The sequence below is a fragment of the Nonomuraea sp. IBHARD001 genome (assembly GCF_056106265.1).
In genome coordinates, this window is the sequence record NZ_JBWBBW010000002.1 from 4,774,381 (window position 1) to 4,799,275 (window position 24,895).

General features: G+C 71.3%; 26 protein-coding genes. 11 read left to right on the forward strand and 15 right to left on the reverse strand.

Annotated features, from left to right (window positions below; all coding sequences use genetic code 11):
* Positions 1-40: 40 nt before the first annotated feature.
* Positions 41-1,435 (forward strand): MFS transporter, encoded by a 1,395-nt coding sequence (locus ACTWNK_RS23980; RefSeq protein ID WP_474306716.1) that lies wholly within the window; start codon positions 41-43, stop codon positions 1,433-1,435.
* Here the strand turns inward: ACTWNK_RS23980 and ACTWNK_RS23985 are convergent.
* The 7 genes from ACTWNK_RS23985 to ACTWNK_RS24015 are packed head-to-tail and all read right to left on the reverse strand — an operon-like array spanning position 1,422 to position 8,951.
* Positions 1,422-2,366, reverse strand: coding sequence for a lytic transglycosylase domain-containing protein (locus ACTWNK_RS23985; protein ID WP_474306717.1), 945 nt, complete (start codon positions 2,364-2,366; stop codon positions 1,422-1,424). The genes ACTWNK_RS23980 and ACTWNK_RS23985 overlap by 14 nt on opposite strands.
* Positions 2,367-2,418: 52 nt before the next feature.
* Positions 2,419-2,916, reverse strand: coding sequence for a MarR family winged helix-turn-helix transcriptional regulator (locus ACTWNK_RS23990; protein ID WP_474306718.1), 498 nt, complete (start codon positions 2,914-2,916; stop codon positions 2,419-2,421).
* 29 nt (positions 2,917-2,945) lie between these two features.
* Complete coding sequence (locus tag ACTWNK_RS23995) at positions 2,946-4,523, reverse strand: amidohydrolase (RefSeq protein ID WP_474306720.1); 1,578 nt, start codon at positions 4,521-4,523, stop codon at positions 2,946-2,948.
* The gene (locus tag ACTWNK_RS24000) at positions 4,510-5,205 is read right to left on the reverse strand and encodes an ABC transporter ATP-binding protein (RefSeq protein ID WP_474306721.1); all 696 of its coding nucleotides are present in this window, start codon (positions 5,203-5,205) and stop codon (positions 4,510-4,512) included. Before ACTWNK_RS24000 ends, ACTWNK_RS23995 begins: the two co-directional genes overlap by 14 nt.
* Positions 5,202-6,923: a branched-chain amino acid ABC transporter ATP-binding protein/permease gene (locus tag ACTWNK_RS24005; protein ID WP_474306722.1), complete on the reverse strand. Its 1,722-nt coding sequence runs from the start codon at positions 6,921-6,923 to the stop codon at positions 5,202-5,204. Before ACTWNK_RS24005 ends, ACTWNK_RS24000 begins: the two co-directional genes overlap by 4 nt.
* Positions 6,910-7,767 carry an ABC transporter permease subunit gene (locus ACTWNK_RS24010; protein WP_474306723.1) on the reverse strand — a complete coding sequence of 286 codons (858 nt, stop codon included), beginning with the start codon at positions 7,765-7,767 and terminating at the stop codon, positions 6,910-6,912. Before ACTWNK_RS24010 ends, ACTWNK_RS24005 begins: the two co-directional genes overlap by 14 nt.
* Positions 7,767-8,951, reverse strand: a complete 1,185-nt coding sequence (locus ACTWNK_RS24015; RefSeq protein ID WP_474306724.1) for an ABC transporter substrate-binding protein — start codon at positions 8,949-8,951, stop codon at positions 7,767-7,769. The genes ACTWNK_RS24010 and ACTWNK_RS24015 overlap by 1 nt, the downstream gene beginning before the upstream one ends.
* An 89-nt stretch (positions 8,952-9,040) precedes the next feature.
* On the opposite strand from ACTWNK_RS24015, the gene ACTWNK_RS24020 reads away from it, so the two are divergent.
* Together ACTWNK_RS24020 and ACTWNK_RS24025 are read left to right on the forward strand one after the other, a co-directional pair.
* Positions 9,041-9,955, forward strand: coding sequence for a TIGR03619 family F420-dependent LLM class oxidoreductase (locus tag ACTWNK_RS24020; protein ID WP_474306725.1), 915 nt, complete (start codon positions 9,041-9,043; stop codon positions 9,953-9,955).
* Between the two features lie 31 nt (positions 9,956-9,986).
* Positions 9,987-10,187, forward strand: coding sequence for a hypothetical protein (locus ACTWNK_RS24025; protein WP_474306726.1), 201 nt, complete (start codon positions 9,987-9,989; stop codon positions 10,185-10,187).
* A 108-nt stretch (positions 10,188-10,295) separates the two neighbouring features.
* On the opposite strand, the gene ACTWNK_RS24030 is transcribed toward ACTWNK_RS24025, so the two are convergent.
* Positions 10,296-10,664 (reverse strand): PNPOx family protein, encoded by a 369-nt coding sequence (locus ACTWNK_RS24030; RefSeq protein WP_474306727.1) that lies wholly within the window; start codon positions 10,662-10,664, stop codon positions 10,296-10,298.
* A 94-nt stretch (positions 10,665-10,758) separates the two neighbouring features.
* On the opposite strand from ACTWNK_RS24030, the gene ACTWNK_RS24035 reads away from it, so the two are divergent.
* Positions 10,759-11,412, forward strand: coding sequence for a TetR/AcrR family transcriptional regulator (locus ACTWNK_RS24035; protein WP_474306728.1), 654 nt, complete (start codon positions 10,759-10,761; stop codon positions 11,410-11,412).
* A 239-nt stretch (positions 11,413-11,651) separates the two neighbouring features.
* On the opposite strand, the gene ACTWNK_RS24040 is transcribed toward ACTWNK_RS24035, so the two are convergent.
* Positions 11,652-12,485: a helix-turn-helix transcriptional regulator gene (locus tag ACTWNK_RS24040; protein WP_474306729.1), complete on the reverse strand. Its 834-nt coding sequence runs from the start codon at positions 12,483-12,485 to the stop codon at positions 11,652-11,654.
* Positions 12,486-12,593: 108 nt separating this feature from the next.
* Here ACTWNK_RS24040 and ACTWNK_RS24045 point away from each other — a divergent pair, with 108 nt between their 5' ends.
* Positions 12,594-13,361, forward strand: coding sequence for a hypothetical protein (locus tag ACTWNK_RS24045; protein ID WP_474306731.1), 768 nt, complete (start codon positions 12,594-12,596; stop codon positions 13,359-13,361).
* A 44-nt stretch (positions 13,362-13,405) separates the two neighbouring features.
* On the opposite strand, the gene ACTWNK_RS24050 is transcribed toward ACTWNK_RS24045, so the two are convergent.
* The 3 genes from ACTWNK_RS24050 to ACTWNK_RS24060 are packed head-to-tail and all read right to left on the reverse strand — an operon-like array spanning position 13,406 to position 16,330.
* Positions 13,406-14,917: an MFS transporter gene (locus ACTWNK_RS24050; protein WP_474306732.1), complete on the reverse strand. Its 1,512-nt coding sequence runs from the start codon at positions 14,915-14,917 to the stop codon at positions 13,406-13,408.
* Positions 14,918-14,977: 60 nt separating this feature from the next.
* On the reverse strand, positions 14,978-15,610 hold the full coding sequence (locus ACTWNK_RS24055; protein WP_474306733.1) for a TetR/AcrR family transcriptional regulator: 633 nt from the start codon (positions 15,608-15,610) through the stop codon (positions 14,978-14,980).
* Between the two features lie 9 nt (positions 15,611-15,619).
* Positions 15,620-16,330 (reverse strand): TetR/AcrR family transcriptional regulator, encoded by a 711-nt coding sequence (locus tag ACTWNK_RS24060; RefSeq protein WP_474306735.1) that lies wholly within the window; start codon positions 16,328-16,330, stop codon positions 15,620-15,622.
* A gap of 96 nt (positions 16,331-16,426) precedes the next feature.
* Here ACTWNK_RS24060 and ACTWNK_RS24065 point away from each other — a divergent pair, with 96 nt between their 5' ends.
* Together ACTWNK_RS24065 and ACTWNK_RS24070 are read left to right on the forward strand one after the other, a co-directional pair.
* Positions 16,427-17,446, forward strand: coding sequence for an ABC transporter transmembrane domain-containing protein (locus ACTWNK_RS24065; RefSeq protein WP_474306737.1), 1,020 nt, complete (start codon positions 16,427-16,429; stop codon positions 17,444-17,446).
* Complete coding sequence (locus ACTWNK_RS24070; RefSeq protein ID WP_474306738.1) at positions 17,443-18,294, forward strand: alpha/beta fold hydrolase; 852 nt, start codon at positions 17,443-17,445, stop codon at positions 18,292-18,294. The genes ACTWNK_RS24065 and ACTWNK_RS24070 overlap by 4 nt, the downstream gene beginning before the upstream one ends.
* Positions 18,295-19,154: 860 nt before the next feature.
* On the opposite strand, the gene ACTWNK_RS24075 is transcribed toward ACTWNK_RS24070, so the two are convergent.
* Positions 19,155-19,490 carry a histone-like nucleoid-structuring protein Lsr2 gene (locus ACTWNK_RS24075; protein ID WP_474306739.1) on the reverse strand — a complete coding sequence of 112 codons (336 nt, stop codon included), beginning with the start codon at positions 19,488-19,490 and terminating at the stop codon, positions 19,155-19,157.
* A gap of 564 nt (positions 19,491-20,054) precedes the next feature.
* On the opposite strand from ACTWNK_RS24075, the gene ACTWNK_RS24080 reads away from it, so the two are divergent.
* Positions 20,055-20,507 (forward strand): peroxiredoxin, encoded by a 453-nt coding sequence (locus tag ACTWNK_RS24080; RefSeq protein ID WP_474306740.1) that lies wholly within the window; start codon positions 20,055-20,057, stop codon positions 20,505-20,507.
* Positions 20,508-20,651: 144 nt separating this feature from the next.
* Here the strand turns inward: ACTWNK_RS24080 and ACTWNK_RS24085 are convergent, their stop codons facing one another.
* Entirely contained in the window at positions 20,652-21,281 is a 630-nt protein-coding gene (locus ACTWNK_RS24085; protein WP_474306741.1) for an ArsR/SmtB family transcription factor, read from the reverse strand.
* Between the two features lie 135 nt (positions 21,282-21,416).
* Here ACTWNK_RS24085 and ACTWNK_RS24090 point away from each other — a divergent pair, with 135 nt between their 5' ends.
* Complete coding sequence (locus ACTWNK_RS24090) at positions 21,417-22,676, forward strand: MFS transporter (RefSeq protein ID WP_474306742.1); 1,260 nt, start codon at positions 21,417-21,419, stop codon at positions 22,674-22,676.
* On the opposite strand, the gene ACTWNK_RS24095 is transcribed toward ACTWNK_RS24090, so the two are convergent.
* Entirely contained in the window at positions 22,673-23,644 is a 972-nt protein-coding gene (locus ACTWNK_RS24095) for a helix-turn-helix transcriptional regulator (protein ID WP_474306743.1), read from the reverse strand. The genes ACTWNK_RS24090 and ACTWNK_RS24095 overlap by 4 nt on opposite strands.
* A 180-nt stretch (positions 23,645-23,824) precedes the next feature.
* Between ACTWNK_RS24095 and ACTWNK_RS24100 the strand changes: the two genes are divergently transcribed.
* On the forward strand, positions 23,825-24,169 hold the full coding sequence (locus ACTWNK_RS24100) for a hypothetical protein (protein ID WP_474306744.1): 345 nt from the start codon (positions 23,825-23,827) through the stop codon (positions 24,167-24,169).
* A 170-nt stretch (positions 24,170-24,339) separates the two neighbouring features.
* A complete protein-coding gene (locus ACTWNK_RS24105) occupies positions 24,340-24,498 on the forward strand; it encodes a hypothetical protein (RefSeq protein WP_474306745.1) in 159 nt (52 codons plus the stop codon).
* Positions 24,499-24,895 lie beyond the last annotated feature (397 nt).

Sequence of the window (24,895 nt, forward strand, 5' to 3'; positions counted from 1 at the left end):
CCACCTTTCCCGCCACCTGGCCACTGTCCGGATCACGGCCGTGAGCACCTCGTTCGACGCGGCCGGGCGCCGCGTGCTCCTGGTCTGCGTCGCGGGCGGGTTCACCACGCTGCTCGACAACTCCGTGCTCAACCTCGTCCTGCCCTCCGTGCGCGCCTCGCTGCACGCGGGCCCGGCCCACGTGCAGTGGATGGTCGCCGGGTACTCCCTCGCCTTCGGGCTCGCGCTCGTGCCCGGCGGACGCCTCGGCGACGTCCGCGGGCGCAGGCCGTACTTCCTGGCCGGGATGGCGCTGTTCACGGTCGGGGCGGTGCTGGCGGGGGCCGCGCCCGGTCCCTGGCCGCTGGTGGCCGCGCGCCTGCTCCAGGGGCTCGGCGGCGGGCTCGTCAACGCCCAGATGATCGGCACGATGCAGGACGCCTTCACCGGGCACGCCAGGACGCGGGCGCTCGGCCTGTACGCCGTCACGGGCGGTGTGGCCTTCGCGCTCGGGCCACCGGTCGGCGGTGCGGTGATCGCCCTCGCCGGGCCGGACGCGGGGTGGCGGCTGACGTTCCTGCTCGCGGTGCCGTTCGGGCTGGCCGCGCTGGTGCTCGCCGCGCGTTTCCTGCCGCCCGCGCGCGGGCGCAGCGGCTCGGCCGATCTCGACCCGGTCGGGCTGGCGCTGACGGCGGCGCTGACGTTGTGCCTCATGGTGCCGTTCGCGCTGCCCGGCGGGCTGGTGTGGGCGCCGCTCGCCCTCGTGCCCGCCGTGGCGTTCCTGCGCTGGCAGCGGCGCTACGCGCGGTCGGGGCGGCTGCCGCTGGTGCATCCGGCGTTGCTGCGCTCGCCGCCGTTCGTGACCGGTGTGCTGGTGGCGATGGGGTACTTCGGGGCGGGGCTGGCCAACTCGCTGGCGCTGACCATGTTCGTACAGGAAGGGCTGGGATTGTCGGCCCTGGGGGCGGCTGCGGTCGCGCTGCCTTCGGCGGTGACGATGGCGACGAGCTCGGCGCTGTCGTGGCGGCTGGCCCGCAGGCTCGGCCGCCGGGCCATCACGCTGGGCCTGGCCCTACTGGTGGCCACCATGCTGGCCGGGACGCTCGTCGCCCTGCTCGCGCCGGGTGCTCACCTGCCCGTGCTGCTGGCGCTGTGCGCGGCCGGTACGGGCGTCGCCTCCGGGTTCGTCGTCGCGCCGCTGCAGGCCTCGATCCTCGCGCACGCGCCCGCCGAGGCCGCCGGGGTCGCGGGAGGCATCCTGCAGATGTCGCAGCGGGTCGGCGCGGCCATCTGCATCTCGGCCGTGTCCAGCATCTACCTGCACGCGGGGTACTGGCAGGCCGCGCTCACCTGCGCGGCCGTGGCCGCCGCCGCCTGCCTGGCCGCGCTCGCCGCCGACCGCTCCCGCGCCTCCCCTCCCCCGGCCGTCGCCGCGGCGGGGCTCAGGGACCGGTGAGGCGTACGTCCTCGGCCGCCGTGCCCTTGCCCGACAGCACGAACACCTGCCAGTTGTAGTAGGCGTAGAAGCTACGCGGATCACGCCTGATCTGGTCGGCATGCGTCAGCACGGCGTCGACGTACCTGGTGTCGTGGTTGTAGGCGAACACGGCACGGCGGTAGTTCTTGGGCGCGCCGGTCGCCTTGAGGTAGTTGGCCGCGGCGGCGATGGCGTCACGGGCGTCGTGCACGTCGCCTCCCATGCCGTAGGCCTTCCAGGTGCCGGGCATGAACTGCATCGGGCCCTGCGCCCCGGTGGAGCTGGAGGAGGTGATGCGACCGAACTTGGTCTCGACCAGCATGATCGCCGCCAGCACCTCCCACTCGACGCCGAAACGCCGTTCGGCCCGCACCATGTGACCACGCAGCTCGGCGGCGGGCAGCGGCGGCACCAGGCGGATCTTCCGTCGCTGTGCGGCCGTGATCGGATGGGCCATGGCCAGCAGCCTGCCGACCGCCGTGCTGTTGGCCCGCGCCTCGGCCGCTACCGCACGGGGCAGCCTGCGCAGCACGGAGGCGGTGAGCGCGCTGTCGCGGGCGAGCGTGCGGTAGATGCGCTGGTGGTGCAGGGCGAGCAGGACCAGCTCCTGCGGCGGTCTGGCCCGCTTGCTCGCCCGCCAGGCGTCGATCCCCGCGTACAGTGCGGTCGTCGTCCTGGTCAGCGCGGCGGCGAGCTTGGCCGGGGAGGCGGGGATGCGCACATCGGGCTCGGGCGCGGCGGGCGTCACGGCCGAAGGGCCGGTCGTCGGGGTCGGCGAGGCGGCGACCGCGGGGGCGGCCGCGGGGACGCCGGGCACGACCTGGCCGACCGCCGCGCCGCACCCGGCCACCAGGGCGACGACGAGCAAGGGAGGAAAGGCACGCGAGGGGAGCAACGGGAGCGCTTTCATGGGGCACCACCGTATCCCCCGGCACCGGGTCTCCAGGGGTTTCCAGGCGTTTCTAGGCGCGTTCGAGATGCTCCAGGATCGTGCGCAGGGAGGTGGCCAGGTCACGGCGGCTGGAGCCGTCGAGGTTCTTGACCACGTAGGCCTCCTGCCGGTTGAACTCGGGGAACAGCTCGCGCATCAGCCGCTCGCCGGTCGGGGTCAGGGCGAGCATGACGCGACGGCGGTCGCCGGGATGCGGGCTGCGCTGCAGGTGACGGTAGGACTCCAGGGTGCGCACCACGCCGGTGAGGGTGGCCTTGGAGATGCCCGCCTCCTCGGCCACGTGCCTGGTCTCGCTCTCGCCCCAGATCCAGACCACCCACATCACCACGAACCCGGTCCAGGTCAGCCCGGTGTCACGCAGGACGGTCTGCTCCAGGTGGTTGCGGATGGCGGAGGAGGCGCGATAGATGTTCGACACCGCCCACATGGCCTCGAAGTCGAGGTTGAGGCCGCCGAGGCGCTCCCCGACGGCCTCCTCGGTCTGGCGCAGCGTGTGGTGTCCTGTCATGGTCACCCATCGTATTCGGGCCTGAGCGGTCAGCTTTCGTACACCACCCTGCCGTCGAAGACGGTCAGGTCGATCGGCGCCCGGGTGAGCTCGTGCGGGCTGGTGGCGGCGCTGACACACAGGTCGGCCACCTTGCCCGGGGTGATCGAGCCCTTCCAGTCGTCGGCGTGGTCCTGCCAGGCCGCGGCCGTGGTGTAGGTCCGCAGCGCCTCCTCCAGGCCGAGCCCCTCCCCCTCGCGCGCGACCAGCGCGGCCACGCCCGCACGCCAGTCGGGCGGGGTGACCGGCGCGTCCGAACTGCACGCGGTGACGACACCCGCCGCCACCGCCGAACGGGCGGGCCATTCCGCGCGCATCATCGCCTCGCCGAACAGCTCGCGCGTGGTGTCGGACTCCATGGCCTGCAGCACCGGCTGCAGGTTGATCCCGCAGCCGAGCCGCGCCAGCGTCGCCAGCGCCGAAGCCGAGGCGAACTGCCCGTGGATGACGTAGTGCCTGGCGTCGTGCCTGGGATGGGCCTGCTGGGCCAGGGCCAGCGTCTCGGCGACCGTGTCGATGCCCTGGCTGCCGACGACGTGCACACCGAGTTGCAGCCCGGCCTCGTGCACGAGCCTGACGATCTCCGTCAGCTCCGACACCCGCTCGCCCGTGCTCGCGCCGTGCGTGCACAGCGCGCCGTGCCCGCCCGAGGGGTACGGCTCGCGCATCCAGGCCGTCTCCGAAGGCGGGATGCCGTCGGCGAACACCTTGACGCCCAGCAGCCGCAGCACCCTGGGCGAGATGCCGGACAGGTCCGGCCGATCGGCGAGCCAGGCCCTGGTGTCGTCGGCCGATGCGCCCGACATGGCACTGGGCAGGCCGAGCACACTGACCCGTGCGGCCAGCTCGCCCGTCCTGGCCAGCTCGGCGTATGCGGCCAGCGCCGACTCGCCCATGCCTCCGGCGAACGTCTCGCGCCCGCCGGGGCCAAGGCCGGGTTCGGTGAGGCTGGTGATGCCCAGTCCGTGCAGCTCGGCCAGCACGTCGCGGACGACCGCGATCATGCCGCCCTCGGGGGGAGGCACCGCACGCTGGACGCGTGCCTGGTCGCCGTGGTGCAGGACGCCGACGGCGGTGTCCGCGCCCGCCAGCCGGAGGGCCACGGTGTTGGCCCAGACGGCATGGCCCGAGTAGTCCTGCAGCAGTACGGGATGGTCGGGCGCGACGGCGTCCAGATCGGCGGCCTCGGGCACACGTGCGGGGTCGGCCAGGCATTCGGCCATCCGGCCGGGGTGCCAGCCGATGCCCCTGATCCACTGGCCCGGCCGTGCCCGCCGTACGGCGTCGGCGACCTCGGCGGCCACGGCCGCGATCGAGTCGCGGGAGACGTCGAGGCAGAACGGCGGGCGGTGCAGGCCGTAGCCGACGGCGTGGATGTGGGAGTCGTTGATACCGGGCAGCAGGACGCGCCCGCCCAGCTCGACGACCTCGGCCGCGCTCCAGCCGCCGGCGTCGTCGCCGACGTGCACGATCACGCCGTCGCGCACGGCCACGGTGCTCGCCCGCGGCAGGGCCGGGTCCATGGTCAGGACGCGGGCGCCGGTCAGGACCAGGTCAGCGTTCGGCATCGGTGTCGGCTCCCAGGTAGGCGCGCCGCAGCGCGGAGTCGTCGGTGCGCAGCGGCTCGGGATCGCCGCCGTAGGTGAGGCTGCCGTGCGAGAGCACGTAGGCGGCGTCGGCCAGCCGCAGCGCCGCGTGTGCGAACTGCTCGACCAGCAGCACCGCGCACCCGGCGTCGGCCAGGCCCCTGATGACCGGCAGCAGCCTGCTGACCACGACGGGGGCCAGGCCCAGCGACATCTCGTCCAGCAGCAGGGCCGACGGCTCGCGCAGGATCGCACGGGCGAGTACCACCATCTGCTGCTCGCCGCCCGACAGCAGCCCGGCCCGCACGCCCAGCCGGGGCTCCAGCTCCGGGAAGAGGTCGAGGGCGCGTGCGGTGTCTCCCGCCAGGGCGAGGTTCTCGGCGGTGGTGAGCGTGGCGAAGACGGTACGGCCCTGCTCCACGTGGGCCAGGCCGAGCCCGGCCCTGCGGGTGCGGGGGCGGCCGGTCAGGTCGTGCTCGCCGAGCATGATGCGGCCCTTGCGGGTGGGCAGGACGCCGGAGACCGCCTCCAGCAGGGTCGTCTTGCCCGCGCCGTTCGGGCCGAGCAGCACGGTCACCTCGCCTCGGCGGGCATGCAGGGTGACGTCCCTGACGACCGGCTGCGCGCCGCGCGCCACCGTCACCTCCTCCAGCACGAGCGTCATGCGGCCACCTCCTGGCCCAGGTAGGCGCGCAGCACCCGTGGATCGGCGAACACCTCGGCGGGCGACCCCTCGGCGATGACCTCGCCGAAGTCGAGCACGGTCACGCGCTCGCACGTGGCCCGTACCAGGTCCAGGTCGTGCTCGATGAGCAGCACGGCCGCGCCGAACCTGGCGGGCGCCTGCCTCAGCCAGACGCCGAGCCGTTCGGACTCGGTGTGGCCGAGCCCGGCGGCGGGCTCGTCGAGCACGGCGAGCACGGGCCTGGCCAGCAACGCGCCCGCGACCTCCAGCAGGCGGCGCGTCCCGACGTCGAGCTCGGCGACCGCATGCCCCGGCCGTACCTCGACCAGGCCGTCGAGCGCCTCGGCCAGCTCGCCGGGGGTGAGCCTGCGGCGCGAGACGAAGCGCAGGTACTCGGCCACGGTCAGCGAGGTGGGCACCCGGTCCTGCTGGAAGGTACGGCGCAGGCCCGCCTGTGCGCGCCGGTGCGCCGGGTCGGCGGTGAGGTCCTGTCCCGCCAGCTCCACGACGCCTTCGCACACGACGAACCCGGTGATGGCGTCGACCAGCGAGGACTTGCCCGCGCCGTTCGGCCCGACCAGGCCGTGCACGACGCCAGGCGCGACCTCAAGCCCGGCACCCTTGACCGCGACGACCTGCCCGAACCGTACGCCCAGGCCCTCCACCCGCAAGGCGGGCGGCCCTTCGGCCGGGGCCGTCGCCCGCGCGGGCGGCTCCTCCGCGACCGCGGCGGTGGCGGGCGCGTCGAGCAGGCGTGCCCGCCACCGGCGCAACGGGGTACGGCGCAGCCCGGCGCGTATCCCGTCGCTGATGCCTGACCCCTGGGTGAAGGCCTGGATGGCGCCCGCGGCGAACACCACGTTCGCCCACTGCTGCGGAATGCCGAACCGCCGCAGCAGCTCCGAGACCAGCACGCCGAGCGCCCCGCCGATGAGCGCGCCCTCGGCATGATGGGCGCCCGCCATGACCGCCACCGCGAAGGCGACGAGCGACTGCCCCGGGTCGAAGTTGCGCGCCAGCACCATGGACAGCTGCCCGGCCAGCAGCGCGCCCGACAGCCCGGCCACGAAGGCGCTGACCGCGAACGCGCTGAGCTTGGCCCCGGGCACGCCCGTCCCGGCGGCGGCGGTGGCCCGCTCGGACTCACGCAGCACCCGCCACGAGGCGCCCATCCGGGTACGGCTCAGCAGCGCGAGCCCGACGGCGACCACGGCGAACACCACGCAGCAGAACAGAAAGTACTGCCGCTCCGACCCCAGCCCGGCCGGTCGCCCGACCGTGATGCCCTGGGCGACTCCCGGAAAGGAGGAGGCGGCCAGCACCACGTCGACGGTCGCGGCGAAGCCGAGTGTGACGATCGCCAGGTGCACGCCGCGAAGGCGCAGTGCGGGCAGCCCGATGAGCAGCCCGAACGGCACCGCGGCCAGTCCGGCGAGCGGCAGCCACACATACAGCCCGCCTGGCACCTGCCAGACATTGAGCTGTGCGGTCGTCCACGCGCCGATGGCCGCGAACGCCGCCTGGCACAACGTCACCAGCCCGGCGCGGCCGGCGACCACGCCCAGACTCTGCAGCAGCACGGCCGAGACGACGGCCGAGGTGGCCAGGAAGATCCAGTACGCGGGGAGCACGGCGGCCAGGCCGTACATGAGCAGGAGGGCGGTGACGGCCGATCCCGCCCGGCTAGCGAGCCGCATCCCATACCTCCCGGCGGCGGGTCCACAGCAGGATGATCAGGATCGCCGCGAACGGCACGGCGTCCCGGTACTCGCGTACCGCCGCCGAGGCGGCGAGCACGCCTTCGAGCAGGCCGAGCGCGAGTCCGCCGAGCAGGGCGCCCGACAGCCGCGACAGCCCGCCGACCAGTGCGGCGGCGCAGGCGGGCACGATGAGCATGCTCAGCGAGAGGATGTCGCTGGAGCGCACGGGCGCCACCAGCAGCAGCACGAGCGCGGCCAGCGCGCCGGTCGCCGCCCACAGCACGACGGTCGGCAGGCGGGTGCCGATGCCGAGCAGTTCGGTGGTGACGGGCCGCTCGGCCATCGCGCGCAGCCGTACTCCCGCGGGGGTGCGGGTGAGCAGCAGGTGGGTGCCGCCGCCGATGAGCGCGGCGATGGCCAGCAGGGCGGGGGTGCCCCAGGTGATCACCACGCCCGCCAGTTCGGCCGCCGCGCCTCCCGCCGGGTTGGCCAGGACGCGCGGGGTGTCGCCGAACAGGATGTAGGCGAGTGCGATGATGCCGATGAGCTGGGCGATCGAGACCGCCGTGCGCAGTTGCGCCCCGCTGGCCGCGAACCAGCGCACCATGATCACGCCGCAGGCCGCCGACAGCAGTGCGCCCGCCGCCACGCCCGCGAGCGCGGCCAGGCCGTACGGCACGCCGGTCTCGGTGAGCGCGGCCATCACGTACACCCCCGCGACCCCGGTCGCCGCGACGGCCAGATTGACCGTCGCGGTGAGCCGGTACATCGCGGTGAGCAGGAGGCCGAGCGCGGCGAACGTGCCGCCCGCGGCCAGCCCGGACAGCAGGCCCTGGAGCATCAGTTCAGGGTCCCGGGGTAGCGCACCCAGTCGGGGGTGACCACCTGCCAGGTGCCGCCGCGCAGCTGGACGATCTTCCCGGCGCTGTTGGAGCGGTGCTTGGGCGCGTCGCCGAACTCGTACGGGGTTCCGGCCATCGGGTTCTGGATGGGCTTGAGCGCTTTGAACGCCTGGGTGACCGATGCCCGGGTGATCGGGCCCTTGATGGTCTTCAGCGTGTCGACGAAGTGCGTGGCGGCGAGGTAGCCGCCCTGGCCGAAGGAGGTCAGCGGCACGTTCTTGGCCGTCATCAGCTCGCGCCAGTCCTTGAGCGCGGCCGAGGCCGTGTCGGTGAACGGCTCGAACTCGGCGTTGGCGTAGGTGCCCTCGCCGTCGGCGCCCAGCGCCTTGGCGACCGCGTCGGTGTAGGGGGCGGTGGTCATCAGCCAGTCGATGCCGGTGACGTTCTGCTGCTTGACCACCTTCATCCAGGAGATGGCCATCGGCTCGGTGCCGTTGTAGAGCACGGCCTGGCATCCGGCGTTGCGGGCGCGCAGGACGAACGGCGTGGGGTCGGAGTCCGGCTTGACCGTGCGGTCGTCGAGGGCGAGCTTCTTGCCGGTCAGGGTGCTCCAGCTCTGCACGGCCGCGCCGTAGGCGTCGTTGGTGTTGCCGAGGATGGCGAGGAACAGGCAGACCTTGTCGCGCTTGAGCACCTCGGAGGCGTAGTACATGTTGATCGCCATATTGAGGTACGGGCCGGTGTTGACCGGGGAGATGGCCGGGGACTCGAAGCAGGTGGGGTCGACGCCGGTGCCCTGGATCGCCACGATGCCGGACTGCACGTAGAACGGCGCGTTGACCGCGCAGTCGAGCAGGCTGGCCGAGCCGACGAGTGCGACCACGCCCTGGTTGGTGACCACGTCGCGGGCGGCCTGCGCCGCGGCGGCGGGGTCGCCCTTGTCGTCGCCCAGCAGGTATTCGATGCGCTGGCCGTTGATGCCGCCCTGCTCGTTGACCCGGTCGAAGACGGCCTTGGCCGCGGCGGAGGAATCTGGGAAGGTGACGGGGCCGCTGAGCGAGCTGACGCTGCCCACCTTGATGGTGCCCGCGGGTCCCTGGCTGACGGAAGGCTCGTCGGCTAGGCCGCAGCCGGTGGCGGCGGCGGCCAGCAGAAGGACGACGAGCGCTCTGGAACCGATCATGGCGCTGGCCTCTCTCGCGTAACGGTTCCCGGATCGTATGGTTCCAAACAAAGGCTGGCAAGAGCCAATATCAGCCCTATCGTTTGGGTATGAACAATCCTCGAATGCAACTCGTGCTCTCCGAGAACTGGACGATGACCCCCGCGCGCGACCTGCCCGTCCTGGTGCGCTGGGCGAGGCAGGCCGAGGAGGCGGGATTCGACTCGGTGATGGTCAGCGAGCACGTCGTACTCGGCCCCGACGCCGGTGCGCAGGGGCGCATGGCCAATCCGCGCGAGTACGCGCTGCCCGGCAACCAGGACCCGTTCACGCCCTGGCCGTCGCCGCTGACGCTGCTCGCCTCGATCGCGTCCGTCACCAGCACGCTGCGCCTGGCCGCCGCCGCGGTGCTCGCGCCGCTGCGCCACCCGCTGCTGCTGGCCCGCGAGCTCGGCACCCTCGACCTGCTCGCCGAAGGCCGCCTCATCGTGCTGCCGACGGTCAGCTGGAGCCGCGACGAGTACGCCGCGCTCGGCGTCGACTTCGCCAGGCGCGGGCGCATGCTGGACGAGCAGCTGGAGATCCTCGAACTGCTGTGGCGCGAGTCGCCGCTCACCTACCACGGCGAGTTCTACAGCTTCGACGAGGTCTACTTCGAGCCCAAGGCCTACCGCCCCGAAGGCCCCGTCCTGTGGTTCGGCGGCGCCGGGCTCAGCGAGCACCTGCTGCGCCGCGTCACCCGCTGGGGCAGCGGCTTCAACCCGCTCGGCTACCCGCCCGCCGCCGACATCGACGCCCTGCTCGCCGCCCGCCCCGGCCTGGAACTGGCGGGCGGCACCCGCGCCGTCTTCCCCGACGCCACCTCCTGCGCTCCCCTGGCCGCGGCCCTGGAGCACATCCCGCAACGCATGTCCGAGGGTTACACGACGTTCTGCATCAAGCCGTCACAGTTCACCGACGACCCCGACGACGTCGGCCGCTTCTGCGAGGAGGTCATGCGCAGGGTGACGGCTTTGTGCTCCTGACGCCGACGCCGGGTACGCCGAACATGGGCGTATGAAGAAGCGCGTGAAGAAGAAGGACGCGGAAGAGGCCAGGAAAGTCGGCAAGGCCATGGAGAAGACGGTCGGGCTGCTGGGCGGCGACCCCGTGACGGCGAAGCTCACGGGCAAGGCGACCGAGCTCTACTGGCGCCAGACGTCCAAGATGAGCACCAAGGAGCTCATCGAATACAACAAGACGATCCGCGGCTACTGAACCGGCCCGCAGCCGGGGCGGAAGAGCGGGAAAGGCGCGTCCTTCCTCCAGGATTCACCCGCCATGGCGCATGTGTGTCAAGCGGCCCGACGGGATTCTCCGCATGCCTCAGGCCAGGTCCATGCGGAGAAACTCGGTGATGCGGAACACCTTCGGCGGGCGGGGCGCCTCGGGGGGCAGGGCCTGGAAGGCCTCGTCGGCGTCGATCAGGCGTGGGGCGGTCAGGGCGACCTCCTTGCCGGCGGCCGTCAGGCGTGCGCCTCCCGCCGCCATGACGTTGCGCACCCAGTCGCACTTCGAGCCGTAGACCAGGACGAACACATATCCCCCTGCCACCTGGTGCGCGTCGAGCGGCGTGTGGTAGGTCGCGCCGGACACCCGGCCGACGTGCACGATCACCGGCCAGGTGCCCGCGGCGATCGCACGAGGGTTGAACACCTTCTTGTTCACATGACCCCACCACCTCGGCATCGGCATGTCCCGCTCCTTTCTCGACTTCCCAACAGCCTTACAGGTGTAAGAATGGCTTACAGTCGTAAGGCACGTCAACCCGACCACATCCGGAGCCGCAGTGCCGCCACCGTCGCGACCGCTCAGCAGAGCCCTCGTCCTCCAGGCCGCGATCCGGGTCGCCGACCGGGGAGGCGTCGAGGCGATCACCATGCGGCGGGTGGCGCAGGAGCTCGGCGTGGAGGCGATGTCGCTCTACCACCACGTGCCGAACAAGGACGCCATCCTCGACGGCGTGGTCGACACGGTGTTCGCCGCGATCGAACTCCCCCGCGCCGACGCCGGGGGCGACTGGCGTACGGCGATCCGCGTCAGGGCGTGCTCGGCGCGTGCGGTGCTGTCGCGCCACAGCTGGGCGCTCGGCCTCATGGACTCACGCCGCGACCCGGGCCCGGCGACGCTGCGCCACCACGACGCCGTGCTCGGCGTGCTGCGCGGGGCCGGGTTCGACCTGCCCACGGCCGCGCACGCCGTCTCGCTGATCGACAGCTATGTCGGCGGCTACGTCCTGCAGGAGGCCAACCTGCCGATCGGCACGCCGGGCGACGTCGAGGAGGTGGCGACGGCCATCCTCGACCACCTGCCGCCCGGCGAGCTGCCCCACCTCAGGGAGATGATCACCGACCACGCCCTGCGCCCCGGCTACGACCACACGGCCGAGTTCGACTACGGCCTCGACCTGATCCTCGACGCCCTGGAATCGCGCAGGGCCTGAGCGCCGTGATCGCGCTCTGCCGGTGCGCCCTGGAGTCACGCAGGCGCTGAGCACCGTGATCACCCTCGACCGGTGGGCGCCCCGGAGACGCGCAGGCGCTGAGCGCCCCTCGCGCCGCCCGGCCGCCTCGCCCCCGCGCAGGCGTCCGGGCGGCGGCGTGGACCGCGCCTCGGCGCTGTTCCCACCCTCCGTCAGCCGGGCCGCCGTGCGCTTGAACATCGGTACGCGACTTCGCCCGCCTATCGGGGCGCCACGCCGATCACCCGCAGCCGGTCCCGTACGGTGGACGGGGTTTCGCCCAGGTGGGCGCGCACGGTGCGGGTCAGATGGGCGTGGTCGGCGAAGCCGTAGCAGGCCGCGAGGTCGGCCAGGTGTTCGGCGCCAGCGGCGAGGTCGTTGAGCACGGCGCGGATGCGGAGTTCGTTGCGGTAGCTCGTGATCGTCCGGCCGGTGAAGCTGTGGAAGATCTTGCTCAGATGCTTGGGCGAGACCCCGACCAGCTTGGCCAGTTCCTCGACGTTCGCGGTGAGATGCCCAGCGTAGAAGGCCTCCTGCACGGCGAGCGCGAGACGGCGATGGGTGGTCCGGGCCGACGGTGAGGCCTGCGGCCCTGCCGGGTGCGAGGCGTGCGGGACCAGCTCGTCGATGAGCCGGTAGAGCCTCTCCTCCGCCTCCAGCCGGTCGGTGCCCCGGTGCAGTGCGGTGAGCAGTTCCCGGTGCCGCAGATGTCCGGCCGTACTCACTTTCAGGGTCCAGCTCCCGGCGGAGAAATCGCAGAACCTGTCGGCGAAGTCGTCGGGGGTGAAGCTGATTCCGGTGTAGGTCCAGTCCCGGCCTTGGGGATTGGCGAAACGCTCCTCGCTTCCGGCGAGGTTGACATATCCACAGGCGAGGTCGAAATACGCGGTCTGCCCGACGGCGTCGCGCAGGAAGGAGCCGTATTGCATCAGATAGACGCCGTCCTTCTCGTCGAGCGAAAAGGGCGTCCAGTTCGTCGGCGGACCGCCGTTGCCGGTGATCTGTTCGACGCTCACCCCTAATTCGGCGGCGTGCATGAGGACCTCAACAGGCATGGAGCCAGTCCAGCACATTTGTCCGCATGTGTTGGCGTTTACCGGCGCATTCCGCGGCCCGGTCGTCCGTGTTGAAACGGTCCATTTTCCCCTCTAGTGTCGCCCCCTATGAATAGTCGTCTTGCCGCAGTCGCGGCCGCCGTCGTCGGTGTGTCCGCCCTGCTCACCCCCTCCGCCGCGGGAGCCGTCGCGAACCCCATCGGGGAGCTCACCCACAACCCGCTCTACAAGGCGGGCAAGCTGTCGGCGTCGTGTGCCAAGGGCCTGGTCAAGGGCACGACCAGGGCCTCGACCAGCAAGTACCTGACCGCGATGGTCGCGTGTATGAACACCGCGTGGCAGCCCAGGATGAAGGCCGCGGGCCTGCCGTTCGCACCGTTGAAGGCGGATCTGACCGGCGACGGCTGCACGACCGCGGGCGGCGAGGAGACCAAGTGGACCACCTCACATGCCACGGCGTGCAGGGGCACCCTCGCGATCACGCTGAAGTCCGACTGGATCAAGGCACGTGACGACCGGGCGATCCTGCCCGGCCTCACCTACGCCTACTCCAAGATGATCGGCGCCTATGCCGGAATCGAGGAGGCGGCGTTCGCGCTGCCGACCGACGTCATGGAGCACGGCGAGCAGACGACCAGGCGCTTCCTGCAGTGGGACTGCCTCGGCGGTGTGTTCATGAAGGGCGTGTGGAGTGCGGACAAGCGCCCGGCCTCGGACTGGAAGCGCCTGGTGAAGGCCTGGACGACGTCGGAGTCGAGCAAGCTCGGCTGGTACGGCAAGCCCGCCTCGCGCGCCCACTGGCTCAACGCCGGGTTCGGCTCGGGCAACCCCGCCTCGTGCAACACGTGGAAGGCGCCCAAGTCGAAGGTCGCGTAGGGGCGTAGGCGTGGGGAGGGGGCGGTCGTCCCTCCCCACGCCGGTCAGCTGACGAGTTCGGGCTCGGGCTCGCGCACGTCCTTGGCCCTGATCAGGGTGAGCGCGGCCAGCACGCCGAGTGCGGCGACTCCCGCCGCGACCAGGCAGGTGGTGGACAGCGCACCGGTGACGGCGCTCGCGGCCAGCTCGCGCAGCGGGCCTTCGGGCAGGGCGGCGACCCGCCCACCGGCCACCGCGGCGCGTACCTGGGCGGCCGCGGCCCCGGTGAGCCCGAGCACCGAGTCGGGCAGTTCGGCCGCGACCCGGGCGGTGAAGATCGCGCCGAAGACGGCGACTCCCGCCGCCGTGCCCAGCGGGAAGAAGGTGCTGGACAGGCCCGACGCCATCCCGGCCCGCGAGGCGGGCACCACCCCGAGCGTGACGCCGAGCAGCGGCGGGAAGGCCAGCGCCCCGCCCACCCCGAGCAGCACGAGCCCGGACAGCACCGCCGTCCAGTCACTGCCGGGCCCGACACCCGTCATGGTCAGGAACCCGATCGTCACCAGCGCGAACCCGGCCGCCATCAGCCACGAGGCCCGGACGAACCGCTGCAGCACCCCGGCCAGCGGCGCGACCACGAGGATCGGCAGCGTCATCGCCAGCAACCGCAGGCCGGTCTCCAGCGGACTGTGCCCGAGCATGCCCTGCAACCACAGGATCAGGTACGGCAGGATGCCGAAACTGGTCACCCTGGCGAAGAACGTCAGCACGATCGCCCCCGAGAACGAGGGAATGCGGAACAGAGCGACGTCCAGCATCGCCGACTCCCCGCGCCGCTCCACGACGACGAACGCGATCAGCAGCACCACCCCGCCGACCAGCGTGAGGAGCACGGCGGGCGAGGTCCAGCCGTTCTCCGGCCCGGCCAGCAGCCCGTAGTTGAGTGCGAAGAGCATGAGCACGGCCAGCGCCGCCCCCGGGAGGTCGAGCGCCCTGCGCTCCACGACGACGACCGGCTCGCGCAGCTTGAGCAGGGCCCCGGCCAGGACGACCAGGCCGATCGGCAGGTTGATCCAGAAGATCCACCGCCAGCCCACGGCGTCGACGACCGCACCTCCGACCAGCGGCCCGAGGCCGGCGGCGGCCCCGCCGACGGCGGAGAACACGCCGATCGCGGTCTGCCTGGCCCGGCCCTGCGGATAGGCGCCCGCGATGAGCGCCATCGCGGTGGCCATGACGAGCGCGCCTCCCGCCCCCTGGGCGACCCTGAACGCGGTGAGCGCGCCCGCGCTCCCGGCCAGACCGCAGGCGACCGAGGCGGCGGTGAACAGCACCACGCCGCCGATGAAGATCGAGCGGCGGCCGATCCGGTCGGAGATCGACCCTGCGGTCAGCAGCAGGGCGGCGAAGGTCAGCGAGTAGCCGTTGATGATCCACTGCAGCCCGTCGAGCCGGGTGGACAGGTCACGGGCGATCTCCGGGAGCGCCACATTGACGATCGTGATGTCGAGGGTGAGCAGGACGGCGGCCAGGCACACGAGGGCCAGGGTCCATCCGGCCTTGGGGGCGGATGTCATGTATACAAAGTACACATAAGTTAGGTAAGCCTAAATAGGCATGGGGTGGGTTTTTCCGGATCAGCGGGCGGCGAGCCCTTCGACGAGCGTGCGCAGCCCCGCGGCGAACGCCGGTGCGTGGTCGAAGCCGCGCATGGCCGCGCGCACCCGCTCGGGCTCGGCCACCGCCGAGGTCATCAGCGCCTCCCTCGCCGCCCGGCTCTGCGGCGTCACCGAAGGCAGGTACGCCAGATGGCCGAGCACGAACCACCACAGGGCGGCATAGGCGTCGGTGGCCCGCGCGTCGTCGAGGCCGAGTTCGCCGAAGCGGTCGAGCGTCCACGGGTACAGATGGGCGGCCTTGGTGGCGAACAGCTCGCCCTTGCGCAGGATCTCGATCACCCAGACGTGCCGGGTGAGGTAGTCGTCGACGGCGGTGAAGGCCGCCACGATCCGATCCTGCGGCGTGCCTTCCTCGCCGGGCAGCGGCGGCAGCCCTTCGGCGACGTCCTCGAGCAGGGCCATGATCAGCTCCTGCTTGTCGCGCACGTGCCGGTACATCGCCATCGGCGTCGCGCCGAGCTCGCTCGCGACCCGGCGGATCGTCAGCCCGTCGGCGCCCTCGCTCTCGGCCACACGCCTGGCCGCCTCGACGACCACCCGCCGGGTGAGGAAGCGCTTGCGGCTGGCGCCTTCGCGCGGAGTCACGGCCACCGGACCACTCTACGGGCGGGCCTCGGTCCGCAAGGTGTCCAGCCAGGCCAGCAGCATGTCGACGGTATGGCCGAAGATCGCGTCGGGGCTCAGATCGGGGCGCGCGGCGAGCACCTCGCCGGTGCGGGGCAGGTCGAGGTCGGCATGGCGGGCCAGCACCTCGGGCGGGGTCGGCGCCCACTCCTGCGGGTCGTGGTCGCCCATGCCGCCGAACCAGGCGTCGATCTCGCCGTGCCCGGCGAGTGTGGTGATGGTGATCGCCCAGGCGACGCCGCTCTCGCGGGCGGGGATACCGCAGTCGCGGTAGAAGGCGATGATCTTCTCATTGCTCGTCAGCATGTCGGGGTGCACGCTCGGCGGCCCGCCGGGCAGCTCGCGGGCCAGGCGCAACATCCCGGGAAAGCGCGAATACCACGCCCGCAGCCGCGCGCACAGCAGCCGCACACCCGCCTGCCAGTCGGCCGGGTCGAGGTCGGGCACCCGCAGCTCGGACTGGGCCACCATGACCGCGCACCTGATCGCGTCGTCGCGGTCGCTCACGTAGTTGTACAGCGCCCTCGGCGTCACGCCGAGCCGCTCGGCGAGTGTGCGCATGCTGAGCGCGCCCACTCCCGCGCCCGGCTCGCCGACGAGTTCGAGCACGGCCGCGCCGATGGCGTCCCTGGTCAGCGTGGGTCTGCCGTTGCGGAAGTCGGGCCTGCGCCTCGACTTGTTCTTCACAAGTGTTGACTTTAGCAGCTCGAACCGGAAATCCTTTATTAGGTGAGCCTTACCTCATCTCCCCCGCGTTCCCTGCCGAGAGCCACCCCGCCACCGGTGCCGAACCTGCGCGAAGCCGTACGGCGACGCCGGCTGCCGCTGGTGGCCAGCGCGCTGTTCGCCGTGCTGGCCACGGCCGCGTCGCTGACACCGCATCTGGTGGTGTTCGGCATCGCGGTGGAGCTGTTCACCACCGGCGAGCCCGACCCCGGCAGGGTGCTGACGCTGGCCGCGATCGCCTTGGCCGCCGTGCTCGTCCGGGCGGTGTGCGGCGGCGTCTCGGCGCATCTGGCGCACGTGGCCGCCTATGCCGTCCTGGCCGACCTGCGCCGGTCGCTGGCCGCCAAGCTGGACCGCATCCCGCTGGCCAGGGTGCGCGCCCGCACGCAGGGCGAGTTGAAGAAGACGCTGCACGACGACGTGGAGAAGCTGGAGGAGGGGCTGGCGCACGGTGTGCCCGACATCGCGTCTGCCGCCTCGGTGCCGCTGGTCAGTGCGGTGATCCTCATCGTCTACGACGCGTTCGGCTGGGCCGCAGCCGCGCTGGCGCTGGCCGCCTTCAGTGCGCTCGCCCTGCCCGCCGTACTGTCATGGCGGGAGCGGGAGAGCACGGCGCGCGTGCCCGCGCCCCGGGTCGGGCTGCGGCAGATCGGCGCGATCATCTCCAGGGTCGGCAGGCGTCCGGCCATGCTCGGCTTCGCCGTGCTGCAGGCGGTGTCGGTCGCCGCGATGATCCCGCTGTCGCTCGGGCAGAACTCCACCGTCGTCGTGTTCGCCGTGGTCGCGCTCGGCAACGTCGCCTTCGCCGCCGGATTCGCGGCGGTCTTCACCGTGTCGATGGACCTCTGCCGCCCCGAGACCCCCGCCACCGACTTCACCATCCTCACCACCCTGACCACCATCGTCATGGTCGTTTCGGGCGGCATCGGCATCGGCCTCGCCGTCGACTACACGACAACCCTGCTGGTGGCCACCGCACTCGCCCTGGTCGGGGTACTCGCGGTCTGGACGGGCCTGACCCCCGTACTCGACGCCGCCCGCACCCGCACCGAGCCCCCTGCGGCCGTGACCCCGTGAACGCCGAAGGCCACATTCAGGGCAGTGCCCACTGGGCGGGGACCCGGGACGGGCGGCGGCTGCACACCATGGTGCTCGCCGGGCCCGGTGGTGCGGAGCCGACCGTGGTGTTCGAGGCGGGGGCCGCGGCCGGGCGCTCGTCGTGGGCGTCGGTGCAGCCGGCCGTCGCCCGGTTCGCCCGCGCGGTCGTGTACGACAGGTCCGGACTCGGCCGCTCGGCGCCCGATCCCTCCTCCCGTACGTTGCGGCGCATGGCACACGACCTCGGCGACCTGCTCGACCACCTGGGCCCCGGCCCCTACATCCTCGTCGGCCACAGCGCGGGCGGCCCCATCGTACGGCTGGCCGCCGCCGACCGGCCGGACAGGATCGCCGGGCTCGTCCTGGTCGACCCCACCGACGAGGCGGCCGACGTGCTGTTCTCCCCCGCCTTCCGCAGGTTCGAGCGGGTGGCCCTGCGGGTCAACATGGCGCTGGCCCGCACGCGGCTGCTGGGAGTCGCCTACCGTTCATCGATGCGCTCGCTGCCCGAGGACGCCAGGCGCGACATGAGACGCGAGGCGTTCACCGTCGGCGTCGTACGCACCCACGCCGCCCAGGCGCGTACCTTCATCGACGAGCTCGCCGCCTGGCGCGACACCCCGCCCGACCTGGGCCCCATCCCCGTCACCGTCATCTCGGGCGGCGGGCTGACCGCCTCCCTCAGAGCATCGGCCAACGCCTCGCACGCCGTACGGGCCGCCGCCTCTCCCCATGGGCGGCACGTCGTGGCCGCACGATCAGGACACTACGTGCCGATCACCGAACCCGAGGTGATCACAGCCGAGATCCACCGCCTGGCCACCTAGCGCCGCCCTTCGCCGGGACATGCGGTCGCGGGTGGGCAGCCCGCTGCCGTCCTTCGTCTCCTGGCGTCTTGACCGGCCCTGGCCTGCCGGTCGCCGCCGAACCATCGCTGTGGTTCCTCGGCATCTCCGCACCGGCGAGACCTGGCAGCCGTCCGGCGCCGAAGACGTGGGGCCCGCTCGACGCCGAGGTGTGGACTTTCCCGGCCTTCTCCCGAGACCGCGGTCCCACTGCCCTGGGACGCACGATCGCCACCGTCGTCCAGCGCGACTCCCCTGCCCTGCTGCCTCACAGCCCCGTCCAGGGACCTTCCTCCACAACCTGGCCAGCCTGCTCCAGGTCCGCTCACGGGGCGACAGACCGCGAGGGAATCCCATGCAGGCCACACGCGCAGACGCACTCGGGCACACATGGCCAGAGGCACACGAACAGAGGCGTGAGACGCAAGCTGCCGGAGACACCTCCACCGGGACATACCAACTGCCGAAACGCCGTCTGCTGCCTACCGACCACCCCCACCACAAGCCCTCGCCGCCCACCAAAACCGTTTACCGCTCCGGATTCCCCCCAAAGCCCAGCACCTCGAATCCCCCAAACGCAGCGCCCTGCATTCCCCAGCGCCTTTCCGCGCCATCAACTCCGCACGGAGAAAGCGCAGCTCCGCGCACTCGCTCCACCATTCGCGGGATTCAAACGTTCCAGCTCCGGAAAACACAACCCCGCGTACAAGCACACCGCCACGAGCGTGAACGTGTGGAGTCGGGCCCGCCTCTCACGTCAGATCTCACGCTTGCCGGAAAGCGTCTTTCCCCAGCCCCGTCGTATGGATTCCCCCTCGCCTTCCCCGTCGGAGGTATATCGCTCAGTGTGCCGCTTCGTACTTCTCGACGATGGTGGCGGCTATGCGGCCGCGTTCGCTGACCTGGAGGCCGTGTTCGCGGGCCCACAGGCGGATGGCGGCCGTCTTGTCGCGGCTCAGCGGGGGCTGGCCGCGACGGCCCTTGCGGACGGCGGCGGCGGGGGCCGCGGTCCTGCGCGCGTGCGCCATGAACGGCGACAGCGCCTGCCTCAGGCGTGAGGCGTTGGCGTCACTGAGGTCGATCTCGTAACTGAAACCGTCTACGGAGAAGCCCACCGTCTCGGTGGCGGTGCCTCCGTCGAGGTCGTCGATGAGAATCTCCTGGATGTGCTTGGCCACGCTGGCCCTCCCACTGCACTCGTGATTTATCCAAAGCGCCTGCCCCCTGCCGGATGTGACTCCGAGCCGAAATCCCTCATGATTTCGATTGGCTTTCACACCCGCGAGTCGGCGCGGACTTCTACGTGCTCCCACAATATCGGATGGCCGGCATTCTCAGCGCCCGAGTCGACCACTATCCCGATGTGACATGTCCGACTTAGTGCGGCTTTCGTAAACAACATGCACGCACGCGTGACACATCCTTACAGAAAGGCACGTTCCCTGGTCGCACGATTGCCACGGCGTCGCACGATTGCCACGGCGTCGTCCCGGGATTCCCACACGGGAGCACGGAAATCGGCGCCCGGCCGTCGGATGCGCGCCGCGACGAATGATCAACAGCCCGTAGCCGCCCCACCAATCCGCCCGCCCCACCGCCCCGAACACCTCACGGTGGCGACCCAACGCCACCCGCCGGACCGGACGCACCACCCCCGGCGTACCGTGATCAACGGACGAACAGTACGGAAAGCGGCGCTTCGCCGCAAAGCTGGTTGGAACTCAGAAAGACGTGGGCGGCGCATGAAATCTGGTGACTTCATCGAAGACTTCGAGCTACCCGACGAAACGGGACGACCCCGCAGACTGTCGGAGTTTCTCCACGACGGCCCGGTCGTGCTCTTCTTCTACCCGGCCGCGATGACGGCGGGCTGCACGAGCGAGGCGTGCCACTTCCGCGATCTGGCCGCCGAGTTCGCCGCCGTGTCGGCGCAGCGGGTCGGCATCAGCACCGACGAGGTCGCCAAGCAGGAGCGCTTCAGCGCCATGCACGACCTCGGCTATCCCCTGCTGTCCGACCGCGACGGCGCGGTCAGCGCGAAGTTCGGCGTGAACCGGGGCTGGACCCTGTCGCCGACCAGACGCCAGACATTCGTCATCGGCCAGGATTTCCGCATTCTGGACATCATCAAGTCCGAAATTCGCATGTCCGTCCACGCCGATCGCGCCCTGAAAACGCTCCGGCAGCACAGATAGGCAGCCCCACCCGCCCGCGGCGCCGGCAACACACCACCTCAACCCGCCCGCCGCGCGACCCGACAGCAGGGACAAACAGCACCCGCCCATCCCACCCGCCCGCAACACGCCCCCGCAGGCGGCAACCGACACCCGCCCGCTCCCCTACTCCCCCGCCGCGCGATCCGGCAGCGTCGGGTACAGCAGCGCGTGCATCACGACCGGCAGCACTCCGGGCCCCTCGTCGCTGTAGGCCTCCTCCTCGATCAGCTCGGTGATCGCCGCCCGCACCCGGGCGTACCTCTCGGGCGTCATGTTCACCCGCACACTGCTGATCTGCAGGCTGAGATCCGGCCCGTAGGCGGGCGGATCGAGGGGAACGCGCCCGGCGAGCAGGTCGCCGCGCAGCCGGTCGCGGGCCGACTCCAGCAGGGCCATGGTGGCGTCGCTGAAGTCGCCGGTGTCCTGGGCCAGGCCGAAGACGTCGCTCTCGATGGTGAGCTTGCGGTACGTCGGGCGGTAGCGCTTCTCGATGATGCCGGAGACGACCCTGGTCTGCGCCACGTAGATCAGGCCGGCCTCTTCGAGCTGCCTGATGTGGCGATACAGCTTGGTCTGGTTCTCGCCGAGCCGCTCGGCCAGCTCCTTGACGGTGAGCGGCTCGGCCTGCTCGCCGCTGGGGAAGGCGGCCAGGATCGACAGCCGCAGAGGGTCCGCGAGCATGCGGAGCGTCTCCAGGTCGGTGATGCGGCGGACGTCGACGATCGCACTCTCGGACACGCTGGCTTCCATCATCTCAGACTCCGTCGCGGTCACCGGTCATGTTTCGCACTGCGCCGGGCCACAGTAGCGCACTCGACAACATTCACGTTAGCATGAATGCGTGCCATCATGTGAACGGTAACGATGCCGAGAACAAAGGCGAAGACGATGACTGTGACCCAGACACCCGAGACCCGGCCGGAGCCGGCCGACCTGCCGTTACGCCGCAACCATCGCTTCCACGCCCTGTGGGTCGGCGGCGCGGGCGCGGCCCTGTCCGCGAACATGGCGCTGGTCGTGATCCCGCTGCTGGTGCTCGCGGTGACCGGTTCGGCGCTGATCGCGGGCCTGTACGGCCTGGTCACCGGGGTGAGCGCGTTCGCCGCCGGATTCCCGTCGGGGGCGGTGCTCGACCGCCACGACCGAAGGACGCTGCTCATCGCCTCTGAGCTGGTACGGGCGCTCGCGTTCGGCACGCTCCTGGCGGCCCTGGCCTACGACGCGCTCACCGTCGCGCACCTGCTCGTCGTCGCGGCGATCACCGGCGCCACCCAGCCGCTGTCCAGCGGCGCCCGCATGCTGGCCACCCGCAGTGTCGTGCCCGCGGCCCAGCTGACCGCCGCACTGACGCAGGAGGAGGTCAGGTCGCACAGCGCCTCGATCATCGGCCCGGCGATCGGCGGCATGCTCTACGCCGCGGCGCGCACGCTGCCCATCGTCGGCATCGCGGCCGGTTACGTGATCTCGGCGTTGTGCGCGCTGGCCGTACCCCGGGACCGTGAGGCCAGCGAGGCCAGGCGGGCACGGCCGAGCGGCAGCATGCTGAGCGGTCTGGCGCTGCTCATGCGCACGCCGGTGCTGCGGGCCTCGATCATCGCGTTGAGCCTGCTCAATGTCGGCGGCTCCGCACTCGACCTGCTGGTCGTCGTACTGATCAGGCAGGGCGGCGGCTCCGAGGCCGAGGTCGGGTTCGCGTTCACGATCGTGTCGGTGGGCGGGCTGGCGGGTGCCGCGCTCGTCGGGCTGCTGCACAGGCGGCTGAGTCCCGGCACGCTGCTGATCGCGCTCTACGTCTGGGGCGGGCTGCTCACCGCCGCGCTCGTCGTGCCGCTCGGTTTCTGGTGGTACGGCGCGGTTCTGGCGCTCGCCGTGCTGCCTTTGCCCGCGGCGATGGTCCTGGTGGATATCCTGATCTTCCGTCAGGTCGACGACGCCCTGCGCGGTCGCACCATCACCGCCACCATCACGCTGCTCACCGTCGGCGCGGCCCTCGGCCCGTTCGTCGCCGGACTGCTGCTGGACCTCGCGGGGCCCGTGCCCGCGGTGCTGGCCGTCAGCGGCATCTTCCTGGCCGCAGGCGGCTACGCCGTGAGCAGGCGCGTCATCCGCACAGCCCGGTGGCCGCAACCGCAGGACGCGGAGGCCTAATGCTCAAGCCAGCCCTGGCGCACGGCCCGCACGCCGGCTTCGAACCGGCTGCGGGCCCCCAGCCTTTCGATCAGTGTGGCCGCCAGCCGTCTGGAGGTACGCGGCGAGACGCCGAGCCGTTTGGCGATGGCCTCGTCGGTGTAGCCCTGGGCCAGCAGCGCCACCGCGCTCTGCTCCTGCGGCGACAGGCCGTGCGCGTTGACCCGGACGGCGCTGGACAGGGGGCTGGCGCTCATCCACACGCTCTCGAACAGCGCGCACAGGGCGGTCACCGTGCCCTCGCCGCTCAGCACCACGGCGCCCGCCGCGGTGTCGTCGCTGGAGACCGCGATGATGACCGTGCTACGGTCCATAATGATCATGCGATTGGGCAGCGTCGCCACGGTACGCACCTCGGCGCCGCGCTGCACGATCCAGTCGGCGTAGTCGACGGTCGGCTGGTTGTTGCGCAGGCTGTCCAGATAGATCACGCGCAGCCGCACGCCACGTTCCAGGATCGCCTCGTCCTGCGGGCGCGCGCTCTCCAGGTTCTCCGCCGTCTGCGCGCCGTCCGGCGCGAAGGTCATGATCTCCCGCTGCACGGTACGGCAGAGCACCGCGATCCGGTCGCGGATGTTGTCGATGCCGATCAGCTGTTCCACCCCGGCGGTCTCGGCCGCCGGTCTGAGGTTGGCGTGGTCGGCGATGAGCCTGGCGGCGGCGGCGCGCGACTCCTCGAGGCGCTGCTGCTGGGCGATCAGTCCGGCCTGCTGCCTGCTGAGCAGGATTTCCATTCCGATGTCGGGAGACACCGCGTGCAGATGCCCGTCGCGCTGGCGAGAAGGGCGGATGAGGGCGAGCTCACTCAGCTCGTCCAGTGCGGTCCTGACGTCGTCGGCAGTGCAGCAGAGCCGTTCGGCCAATTCGCTGACCCCGTCGTTGGGCCGGGCCAGCATCGCGCGGTAGACGGACTCAGCGATCTTACTCAACCCGAGGGAAGTAAGCACCTGCGTTTCCTTTTGGATCAAACATCGCCGTTGACCGGAATATTGGCAGAGCGGCAAGCGGGATAGCAAGGCGCAATTCGCCAAAAACTTTGAGTTTTCATGACATATCTCTCCCTGTAGTAGTCAACGGCTGAATTTTGGGCGACTAGAAAGCTGGCACCGATGTACCTCGTGCACGTGCAGATCAGATCGGCGGCCGGAACCGGCCTGCCGGCCGATTGCGCGGCCCGCGTCCTGGCCTCGGCCGCGCCTGGCGAGCGCGTCGAGCACGTCACCGCGCACCCGCACGCGCGCCCGTACCCGGTGCTCGGGGTGGTGATCGGCGCCGACGGGCTGGAGCAGGCCGAACGGCAGGCGGCGGCCGTCGTGCGCCGTGCCCTGGCCACCCACTCCGAACTGCGCGAATGGGAGCAGGTCGGAGCGCAGGTGCCGCTGGTGGCGCCGTACTACGAACGGCTGGTCGAGAGCGAGTCCCCGATGGGCGAGGCCGGGGACCCGTCGCGCTGAACGGTTCCGGCCACGGCATAGAGCGGCCAGGCCGAACCCCTTCCGAGCAGGCGAAACGGCAGTGAAGATTGGTCTCAGCACCCCGGGATGAGCACCTGGAAGGCGGCCTGACGAGGCGCCGACCGCCCACCTTGAGCCTTGAGGCTCGTCTTCACGACAGGACTCCCATCATGTTCGGTACTCGCCTCGCCCTGCCCGCAAGCGCCGCCGCCCTCCTCGTCGCCACCGTCCTGGCCGCCCTGGCCGTCGGCTCCGCCGTCACCGCCCCCGCCGCCTCCCCCTCCGGCGTCACGCACGTCCTGGCCAACGGCGGCACCGGCTGGCAGTAGGCCGCACACCCCTCCGCACACTGCAGGACCAGGCACGATCCGGCCGCACGGCGTCCCCTCCCGGCGGCCCGAACCCCCCTCGCCCCTCCCGTCACACCCCCGATTCGGCCGGGACTTTATACCGCCGGATCCAGCATTCACTTCTGCGCCAGATCCGCCTGAATGATCAGTGACGGCGGTCACTCATTGACAGGCCGCGCATACCAACCGCCATTACTCAGACGAACATTCTGCCGCCGTGCGCGCAGAAAGCCCTTTCCGCCGGCGCGGTTGTACGCCGTGTGTTTCCCCGCCATGCCGTCCCCCCGACGGAAAGCAACCCCTCCAGCCCGAAAGGACGCGTCATGCGGCCGGTGAACTCAGTTGCCACGCCCGAGCGTCAGTTCCACGCGATTAA

Bases quoted from the DNA above. Each gene is read 5' to 3' on its own strand.
- ACTWNK_RS24020 (WP_474306725.1), top strand. From the start codon at position 9,041: ATGAACAATCCTCGAATGCAACTCGTGCTCTCCGAGAACTGGACGATG.
- ACTWNK_RS24050 (WP_474306732.1), bottom strand. From the start codon at position 14,917: ATGACATCCGCCCCCAAGGCCGGATGGACCCTGGCCCTCGTGTGCCTG.
- ACTWNK_RS24105 (WP_474306745.1), top strand. From the start codon at position 24,340: ATGTTCGGTACTCGCCTCGCCCTGCCCGCAAGCGCCGCCGCCCTCCTC.
- ACTWNK_RS24090 (WP_474306742.1), top strand. From the start codon at position 21,417: ATGACTGTGACCCAGACACCCGAGACCCGGCCGGAGCCGGCCGACCTG.
- ACTWNK_RS24025 (WP_474306726.1), top strand. From the start codon at position 9,987: ATGAAGAAGCGCGTGAAGAAGAAGGACGCGGAAGAGGCCAGGAAAGTC.
- ACTWNK_RS24100 (WP_474306744.1), top strand. From the start codon at position 23,825: ATGTACCTCGTGCACGTGCAGATCAGATCGGCGGCCGGAACCGGCCTG.
- ACTWNK_RS24005 (WP_474306722.1), bottom strand. From the start codon at position 6,923: ATGCGGCTCGCTAGCCGGGCGGGATCGGCCGTCACCGCCCTCCTGCTC.
- ACTWNK_RS23985 (WP_474306717.1), bottom strand. From the start codon at position 2,366: ATGAAAGCGCTCCCGTTGCTCCCCTCGCGTGCCTTTCCTCCCTTGCTC.
- ACTWNK_RS24000 (WP_474306721.1), bottom strand. From the start codon at position 5,205: ATGACGCTCGTGCTGGAGGAGGTGACGGTGGCGCGCGGCGCGCAGCCG.
- ACTWNK_RS24015 (WP_474306724.1), bottom strand. From the start codon at position 8,951: ATGATCGGTTCCAGAGCGCTCGTCGTCCTTCTGCTGGCCGCCGCCGCC.
- ACTWNK_RS24040 (WP_474306729.1), bottom strand. From the start codon at position 12,485: ATGCCTGTTGAGGTCCTCATGCACGCCGCCGAATTAGGGGTGAGCGTC.
- ACTWNK_RS24030 (WP_474306727.1), bottom strand. From the start codon at position 10,664: ATGCCGATGCCGAGGTGGTGGGGTCATGTGAACAAGAAGGTGTTCAAC.
- ACTWNK_RS24045 (WP_474306731.1), top strand. From the start codon at position 12,594: ATGAATAGTCGTCTTGCCGCAGTCGCGGCCGCCGTCGTCGGTGTGTCC.
- ACTWNK_RS23990 (WP_474306718.1), bottom strand. From the start codon at position 2,916: ATGACAGGACACCACACGCTGCGCCAGACCGAGGAGGCCGTCGGGGAG.
- ACTWNK_RS24010 (WP_474306723.1), bottom strand. From the start codon at position 7,767: ATGCTCCAGGGCCTGCTGTCCGGGCTGGCCGCGGGCGGCACGTTCGCC.
- ACTWNK_RS24085 (WP_474306741.1), bottom strand. From the start codon at position 21,281: ATGATGGAAGCCAGCGTGTCCGAGAGTGCGATCGTCGACGTCCGCCGC.
- ACTWNK_RS23995 (WP_474306720.1), bottom strand. From the start codon at position 4,523: ATGCCGAACGCTGACCTGGTCCTGACCGGCGCCCGCGTCCTGACCATG.
- ACTWNK_RS24080 (WP_474306740.1), top strand. From the start codon at position 20,055: ATGAAATCTGGTGACTTCATCGAAGACTTCGAGCTACCCGACGAAACG.